Source organism: Streptomyces sp. PU-14G, assembly GCF_041028275.1.
GTDB lineage: Bacteria > Actinomycetota > Actinomycetes > Streptomycetales > Streptomycetaceae > Streptomyces.
On the sequence record NZ_JASKYT010000321.1, the window covers coordinates 1 to 6,864 of the forward strand.

The 6,864-nt window shown below is 67.0% G+C and carries 7 protein-coding genes and 2 tRNA genes; 3 read left to right on the top strand and 6 right to left on the bottom strand.

The features are described from left to right. Positions 1-79 precede the first annotated feature (79 nt). Both AB8Z75_RS27415 and AB8Z75_RS27420 read right to left on the bottom strand, forming a co-directional pair. A complete protein-coding gene (locus AB8Z75_RS27415) occupies positions 80-526 on the bottom strand; it encodes a hypothetical protein (protein WP_369206563.1) in 447 nt (148 codons plus the stop codon). 450 nt (positions 527-976) lie between these two features. Beyond that, entirely contained in the window at positions 977-2,110 is a 1,134-nt protein-coding gene (locus AB8Z75_RS27420) for an ABC transporter ATP-binding protein (protein WP_369206565.1), read from the bottom strand. A 171-nt stretch (positions 2,111-2,281) separates the two neighbouring features. Here AB8Z75_RS27420 and AB8Z75_RS27425 point away from each other — a divergent pair. After that, positions 2,282-2,355 (top strand) — tRNA-Thr (locus AB8Z75_RS27425). Positions 2,356-2,517: 162 nt separating this feature from the next. Here AB8Z75_RS27425 and AB8Z75_RS27430 read toward each other — a convergent pair. Then, on the bottom strand, positions 2,518-3,150 hold the full coding sequence (locus AB8Z75_RS27430) for a hypothetical protein (protein ID WP_369206567.1): 633 nt from the start codon (positions 3,148-3,150) through the stop codon (positions 2,518-2,520). Beyond that, entirely contained in the window at positions 3,147-3,374 is a 228-nt protein-coding gene (locus AB8Z75_RS27435; RefSeq protein ID WP_369206569.1) for a hypothetical protein, read from the bottom strand. The genes AB8Z75_RS27430 and AB8Z75_RS27435 overlap by 4 nt, the downstream gene beginning before the upstream one ends. A gap of 1,451 nt (positions 3,375-4,825) precedes the next feature. Here AB8Z75_RS27435 and AB8Z75_RS27440 point away from each other — a divergent pair. After that, positions 4,826-4,936: transfer RNA gene (locus tag AB8Z75_RS27440), tRNA-OTHER, on the top strand. A gap of 132 nt (positions 4,937-5,068) precedes the next feature. Here the strand turns inward: AB8Z75_RS27440 and AB8Z75_RS27445 are convergent. Continuing rightward, positions 5,069-5,263 carry a hypothetical protein gene (locus AB8Z75_RS27445; RefSeq protein ID WP_369206571.1) on the bottom strand — a complete coding sequence of 65 codons (195 nt, stop codon included), beginning with the start codon at positions 5,261-5,263 and terminating at the stop codon, positions 5,069-5,071. A gap of 249 nt (positions 5,264-5,512) precedes the next feature. Between AB8Z75_RS27445 and AB8Z75_RS27450 the strand changes: the two genes are divergently transcribed. Continuing rightward, positions 5,513-6,217, top strand: coding sequence for a DNA alkylation repair protein (locus AB8Z75_RS27450; protein ID WP_369206573.1), 705 nt, complete (start codon positions 5,513-5,515; stop codon positions 6,215-6,217). 141 nt (positions 6,218-6,358) lie between these two features. Here the strand turns inward: AB8Z75_RS27450 and AB8Z75_RS27455 are convergent, their stop codons facing one another. Further along, positions 6,359-6,550: a hypothetical protein gene (locus AB8Z75_RS27455; protein WP_369206575.1), complete on the bottom strand. Its 192-nt coding sequence runs from the start codon at positions 6,548-6,550 to the stop codon at positions 6,359-6,361. Positions 6,551-6,864: the final 314 nt, after the last annotated feature.

Below are 6,864 nucleotides of genomic sequence, written 5' to 3' on the forward strand. Positions count from 1 at the left end.
GGCGGAGTGCGTGGTGGAGGGGCATGGCCCGGTGGTCGGCCGAGGTGGCGCGGCCGACCCGATGACCGTGGTGACTGGCTCAGCCCATCTGGGCGACCCCGTACGCGAAGGACGTGTCGCAGACCGGCCGGGAGAAGCGCTGCGCACGCTGCGCGCCGTACTTGTGGACGGCGGCCTTGCCGAGCGCCCGCGCGAGCGAGGTGCAGTGCCGGGCGAGCGACGGCTTGCGCGTCATCGCCCGTTGCAGACTGCTGAGCGCCACCCCGGGGTCCTGCTCCTGGAGCTCGGCGATGAGCCGGTCGCGGAGCACGTCCTGGGGCGCGCGCTCGGTCGAGGACGCGGGGGGCGAGGCGGGCGTCGAGGCTTCCCGCGACGACGCCTCGTGCGAGGACGCGGTGAGGAGCTGCGTGTCCGAGGGCGAGGCGGCCCATGGGACGCGGGTGACGGCGAGTGTCCCGGACAGAACGAGCACGACCGGGAGAACAAGGGCGAGGGATCGGCCGATACGGCGGGCTGCGTGGTTCACGCCCGTGATGGTAGCGACAGGTAGTGATTTGGCGACATTGTGTCACCACTTCGGGGGACGGTATGCATGAGGTGTTCGAGTACCGCCGTACGCAGGAGTGAACCGAGCCCGCGGACTTGACCGTGCCGGACACGGGACGCCGACGGCGGTGACGGCGCCGTCGGGCGGGGCCATGACAGCGACGGGGCGGCGACGGAAGGGGAGACGAGGAGGGGGTGCGATGCGAGGGGTGTGTGACGACGAAGGGCCGCGACAGGGTGTGGTGAACACCCGTCGCGGCCCTTCGTCAAAGGCACCGCCTCAGAGACGTGACTGACCAGGCTCGAGCCACCCAGCCGCGGTGGCGCACCCGCCGGTCCGGCTGTCTAGCCGCCAGCCCCCAGCCCCCAGTCGGCTAGCCGACGAGCCGACGAGCCGACGAGCCGACGAGCCAACCAGTCGCTGGGACGCTCAGTCGCTGAGGCGCTCGCCGGAGGAGGTGGCGAACACGTGGGACTCGCCGGCGCGCGGCACGACGTGGATCGTGGTGCCCTTCTCCGGGACGCTGCGGCCCGAGACCCGGACCACCAGGTCGCTCTTCTCGCCCCCGATGTCGGCGGTGCCGTAGACGTACCCGTCGGCACCGAGTTCCTCGACGACGTTCACCGTCACCGGGACACCCGCGTGCTCGCCCTTGGAGAGCTTCTTGTCGCCGTCGCCGCCGCTCTCGCCGTCGACGAGGTCGAAGTGCTCGGGCCGGACGCCGACCGTGACCGTCTTGTCACCCTTGTCCGCTGCGGCCTTCACGGCGTCGCGCTCCACCGGCACCACGCTGTTGCCGAACTTGACGCCGCCGTCGGTGATCGGGACCTCCACCAGGTTCATGGCGGGGGAGCCGATGAAGCCGGCGACGAACAGGTTGGCGGGACGGTCGTACATGTGACGCGGGCTGTCGACCTGCTGGAGCAGTCCGTCCTTGAGGACGGCGACCCGGTCGCCCATCGTCATGGCCTCGACCTGGTCGTGCGTGACGTACACCGTCGTGATGCCGAGCCGGCGCTGGAGGCCCGCGATCTGCGTACGCGTCTGGACACGCAGCTTGGCGTCCAGGTTGGACAGCGGCTCGTCCATGAGGAAGACCTGCGGCTCACGGACGATGGCCCGCCCCATCGCGACACGCTGCCGCTGGCCGCCGGAGAGCGCCTTGGGCTTGCGGTCCAGGTACTGGGTGAGGTCGAGGATCTTGGCCGCGTCCTCCACCTTCTTGCGGATCTCGGGCTTCGGCACACCGGCGATCTTCAGGGCGAAGCCCATGTTGTCGGCCACGGACATGTGCGGGTACAGCGCGTAGTTCTGGAAGACCATCGCGATGTCCCGGTCCTTCGGCGGAAGGTGGGTCACGTCCCGGTCACCGATGCGTATGTTGCCCTCGTTGACGTCCTCCAGCCCTGCGAGCATCCGCAGTGACGTGGACTTTCCGCATCCGGAGGGTCCGACGAGGACGAGGAACTCGCCGTCCTCGATCTCGATCTCGAGCTGGTCGACGGCGGGCGTCTCCGCCCCGGGGTATACCCGGGTCGCCTTGTCGTACGTGACCGTGGCCATGTTCTCTTCTCCTTCACCGGCAGGTACGTGCCGGACGATCCGTCGTAAAGGGGGAGGTGTAGTCCACTGCGTGGACCTGGCCAGGACGCTAGCCTCTGATCCGTCTTTTGTCAGTAGTCCGACCAGCCCGAACCACCGCCGGGTACACTGCACGAGCGAGAGCGCACGCCTGCCGCCTTAGCTCAGCTGGTTAGAGCATCTGTCTTGTAAACAGAAGGTCGTCGGTTCGAATCCGACAGGCGGCTCCGGTTGCTTTATGCAGGTCAGAGGCCCGCCCCGGAGCTCCGGGGCGGGCCTCTGTGGTGCCGTACAGCAGTGCCGTACAGCAATGGATCAGGGTCGACTGTCGTGCGCTGCGGCCGGAGCATCGTTGTGTGGCGATCGCTGGCGGTCTCGAGAGGGGAGAGCTAGCTTCCGACAGCCGGATCGTTCCAGTTGCGCGGCAGGACCGGGGGAAGCCATGCCTCGGTATCGCTGCGATCCAGGCTGGGCGGGGCCGCCGCGACGGGAAGCGGAGTCCCGTCAACGACGGCTTCCAGGGAAGCCTGCACGTAGCGGAGGTAGTTCCGCACGTCCCAGACCTGTCGCTCTCGACTGTTCCGGCCGATGCCTCGCCATCCCACGTCATAGGCGAGTTTCACCAGCGTCCGATACCGGTCTCGGATCTCAGCGTCGCCAATCAGAAGTAGATCGGTCCGCATGCCCCGCCGGATCGATTCCATGGCTGCTGCACATTGCTGTCGAGCATGGCTGCTCAGTACGGGTTGATCTCTCGCCACGTCCGGCAGAGACGGTAGCCAGTCGTACAGATCCGCCAGTCGTTCGAGTAGCTGGCGTGCTGAGTCCGCAGCACGTTCGCGTTCCCTCTCGTGCCGCGCGAGCCTTTCGGCCGCCGTTTGTTGGGAAACGGTCAGTTCCATCTGAGCTCGAACAGTCTTGGTGGTTTGCCAACGTGCCACACCTATGGTGATCAAGCCGCCGACGAGAGTCCCGAGTAAGGAACTGGCCGCTTGGCCCGCAAATTCGCTCCAGCCACTCATGCCGGACCATCCTGGGTAGTTGGGTTGGCCTCCTCAAGACCGTCTGGGCTGAAGCCACGGGAGAGCCCTTGCAGCGCTTCGCGGATCTCTTCCTCGCTGGCCTCCGAGTACATGTCGAAGGGCAGCGTGAATTTGGAGTGCCGCAGATCCGCTGCGCCACCTTGGGACACACCTTCATTGCGACGAGCAGCGAACCGGTGGTGTGCCGCCGCTTCCCACAGCACCGGTCTACTACTGCGAGTGCTACGTCAACGAACGCCGACTCGGCACCTACGACGCCCACAGCCCCCGCGAAGCCCTGCGCTGGGTCCACATCAGCCTCATGATGATCGCCATGACGTTGGACGAAGAGCCCTGCCAAGAAGCCCGAGCATGGCTCGACCACGGCCAACCAGCAGCAGGCCACGAACTCGAACATGGCAAGCCCCACATGCTCACGCTCAAACAGCGCACCACAGCAGCGACTTGGACAGTCAGCCCAATAGCCTGCCCGCCAGCTCGCCAGGCGTGTGCGTAACAACTTTCTCTACGACTTCAAGGCGGCCTGCTGACGCGGGCCGCGCGCGCTGGCGGCCCGAGGCCGCCGCCCGCTCCTGTCTCCGCCCCGCTCCGCGCCGACCCCGGACCGCTCAGCGCCGACCCCGGACCGCTCAGCGCGCAGCCCCGTGCAGTAGACACATGTCCATGACAAGGCGCTCCGGAGCCCCTGAGCCTCCACGGACCGGCACGCCAGCGCGGGCAGGCCAGGAGCACGACGCCGACGACCGTGTACCACCAGGCACAGAACACCGGGAAGTCCGTGACGCGGCGCCCGATCGCGTCGCGGTCTGCGGGCCGGTCCCGCTATCGCCGAGTGGCCGGCCGGGGCTTCGCGGAGGCGTCTGTGGGTCCAAGATCAAGACCAGTGAGCGTGGCTAATGCCGGTGGGTGGCTGAGGGAACCACGTTGCGCGTGCGCGGGCCTCTCCCGCCGTCGTGGCTGACTTTCTGTGGCTGAGCGACGATCGTTAGACAGCCCCCTCACAGTTCCGTTTCGTCGCTCTCCTGCGGCGCCGTACACGTGTTGGGAAGCCAGCTCGTTCCGCTGGAAACGGGCTGTCAAGACAGCAGCTCCAGCCGTCTGTCGTTCCTTTCCCGTCAGAAATGCTTGGGCGAGCACGGCGCGGATCTGCTGCTTCCTAGCCTTATGGCATGGCTACTTCGGGGGCTCGGAACAAGAAGCTCGGTGGGCTGGGTCAGTGGTGGGGTGTCCTGGCAGGCGTCTTGCTGATCGCGGCATGGGTGAACAAGGCAGCAGGTCCAGCGGTAGTCATCGGCCTCTCTGCTCTCGTGTTCCTTTGGTGCTTCTTCCAGGCCCCAGTCACGTGCAAGGCGGATGTCCGCGGTCGGGTGGACGGCTGCCGCAACAACGCGTCGGGGCTTCTCCTTGGATGTCACATCCGGCAGCATCGCTTGCAGAGGCTCAAGATGCTCGTCGCGCGCCGACAGGTGAGGGCCTTCTGCAGCAGCCTGTTCTCGGACGGAAAGGCCACTGTTGTGACACTGTCGGGCTTGGGCAGTTTCGCTTCGGGACTGGCCGCCATGATCCCAGGGGTCGTGGCCCACTGAGCTCTTGGAAGTGCTGCGCCCGGACTGCTGCTGTACAGCAGCGAAGTACAGCAGCCCCACCAACCGCCGCCGTCTTTCACCGCATCCCCCGCGCCCTGCGGCGGCTGGTATGAGCGTCTTTGACCGCCCTATGTAGAGCTTGTAACAGAAGGTCGTCGGTTCGAATCCGACAGGCGGCTCCGGTTGCTTTATGCAGGTCAGAGGCCCCGCATCATGATCGATGCGGGGCCTCTGGCGTTGGCGTGCGATCAGTCCTGTCGTGGTGAGCCGCCGGCGCAGGGGCCGACGCAGGGAGCTGGGGGGCGAGGGGCTCAGAGGCGTCGCCAGTGGGTCTGCTGGTGGATGGCTCGGGCCTTTTCCTCGGCGGCGAGTCCGCGTTCCCGCTCTTCCGGCGTCAGAGTCCCGCGGGAACCACCGATGCCACGACGATGGGCGGCGTAGGTCAGCGCGCCGAGGAGAGCCAGGCATATGACCAGGAGGACGAGCACGACCATGTCTGTCTCCATCCTTCGCGTCAAGTCCTTCATGTCTCCAGTGGGTTGCGAGGGTAACGCGTCAGACGCCGGCGTGCCGGAGGATCAGTGCGCTCCGGGGTGGGCGAGAGCACGCTGGAGGTGCGCAGAGGCCCTTCAGGGCACGGCATCGGCCACGCGGCGGGTGTGCGGTCGCCGCCTTCGCCGTGAGAGGGCTTCTGGGGCATGGCGGCCCGTGACCGGGGTGCGGTGCGGGAGCTTTGGGCAGTAGCGTCCGTCCGCATGACGTCTGGCGTGCTGGGGAAGCTGCGGTCCGAGCTGAGGGAACTGGCGGAGCCCCCCGTCCTGGCGCAGCTGGTGCGGGTGCTCAGGCCTGCGGACGACGACGAGCTGCTCGGGGTGCGCGTTCCGGTGATGCGCGAACTGGCTCGACGTTACCGGGGATTGCCGACCGAGGACGTGGACGTCCTGCTGCACAGCCGCGTGCACGAGGAGCGGTTCGCCGGTCTGCTGGTTCTGGCCGAGCAGGTGCGTAGGGCTCGGGGTGCCGAACGGAAGGCGCTGGTGGATTTTTACCTGGCGCGTACCGACTGCGTGGACAACTGGGATCTGGTGGACGGTTCCGCGTATGTCGTGCTGGGGCCGTGGCTTGTGGACGGACCGCCGGACGTGCTGGGTGTGCTGGACGAGTTGGCCGGGTCAGTGTGGCTGTGGGATCGCAGGATCGCCGTGGTGGCCACGTTGGCGCTGATCCGGGCCGGCCGCTTCGAGCCGACCTTGCGTCTCGTTCTCCGGTTGCGCCGGGATCCGGAGCCGTTGATCCACAAGGCGTCGGGATGGATGTTGCGGGAGATCGGGCGGCGGGACGCGCACGTGATGGTGGATTTCCTCGACCGTCATGCGACCGAGCTGCCGCGGATCACCGTGCGGTACGCGGTCGAGCGGTTGGTGCCGGACGCGCGTGCCCGGTTCGTGAAGACGCGGTGAGGCGGAAGGGGAACCGCATTCCGTGACGGGGCGAGGTGAAGAATTCCGCGTCGCATTGGGCGTGATATTCCGGGTGCCACTCCGTTCGGCCCTGCGAGGGACTCCCGCAGGACCGGAACGATACTTACCAAGAATGTGCCGTCATGCCGCCGTGACGAAGTGGGTGACGGGTATGGCGGGGATCATCCAGCCGTCCGACTCGTCGCGGCAGGCGCCGACTTCCCGCTCGTCTTCCTTCTTCTTCAGAAAGGCCAGAAGCTGGGTGGTGGCCGCGACGAGGGCGCCCAGGCCGCCGAAGAAGGTGCCGAGGGTTTCGAGGGTTTGAAGGAACATCGTGCTCGCCTCCCGGGTGCACGGGCCGGGCGTGCACGTCGCGGTTCACACGAGCAGGAAAGGAATTCCTGGGGCGGAGAAGGTGAAGGATCCGGCCATTCCCACAGCTTCTCGCCGCTTTCGGATCATGCCACCCCTTACGGGGCCGGGGATCCAGGAGCACAGGCGGGTCGACACGGTTTTCCTCCTTTCCTTCTCCTCGGAGATAATGAGAGCACTTACTGTAGTGGCATCTTGGCCGTCTCGTACAGAGCCGGTTCGGTGCGGCGTTGTCATTCGGCCAAGTTCGCGGGGCCAGGGCCGGGGCTCGGGGT